Raw genomic sequence first — 706 nt, forward strand, 5'->3', positions numbered from 1 at the left:
AGAAGAAGCGGTGCCAGTAGTACTGGCCGCGGACGGGGTCGTAGGTCCAGTTGGAGGACTCGGTGTCGACGAAGATGATGCGGGCGTCGGGGTAGCCGGTGTCGTCGTCGGCCCACATGTAGAAGTCCCCGAACGGGCCGTCGGGGTCGGTGCGGGACGCCTGGAACCAGGGGTGCTGGTCGGAGGTGTGGTTCATCACCAGGTCCGCGATCACCCGGATACCGCGCGCGTGCGCTTCTTCCACCAGTTCCACGAAATCGCCCAGCTCTCCGAAGTCGGGCAGAATCCGTGTGTACTCGGCGATATCGTAGCCGCCGTCCTTGAGCGGTGACTGGTAGATCGGCAGCAGCCACAGGCAGTCGATGCCGAGCCATTGCAGATGGTCGAGTTTGGAGATCAGGCCGCGCAGATCGCCGTAGCCGTCATTGTTGGAATCGGCGAATCCCCGCACCGACACCTCGTAGAACACCGCTGTCTTGAACCAGTGCGGATCGCGCGGTGTCTCCGGGCTGAACGCGTCCGGGACCGGTTCGGAAGAGGCGGCGATGGCCTCAAGGGGGACTTCGGGGACGGGTTCGTCTCGCGGCAGAGCGCCCGGTGCCGGGTCCGGCCCGGCGCCCGGCAGCGCCCGCGCCGGGGGTTCTGGCTCGTGGGGTCCGCTCAACTCTCGCTGCTCCCGAACGTCAGGACGTGGGCGGGACGGGTC

Annotated in this window: 1 protein-coding gene; it reads right to left on the bottom strand. The window is 66.9% G+C overall.

What is annotated here, in order from left to right:
• On the bottom strand, nucleotides 1-547 hold a 547-nt coding region (locus ETD96_RS44200; RefSeq protein WP_240808659.1), incomplete at its 3' end, for an alpha-amylase family glycosyl hydrolase.
• Nucleotides 548-706 lie beyond the last annotated feature (159 nt).

It is taken from the genome of Actinomadura geliboluensis, from assembly GCF_005889745.1.
Taxonomy (GTDB): Bacteria; Actinomycetota; Actinomycetes; order Streptosporangiales; family Streptosporangiaceae; genus Spirillospora; species Spirillospora geliboluensis.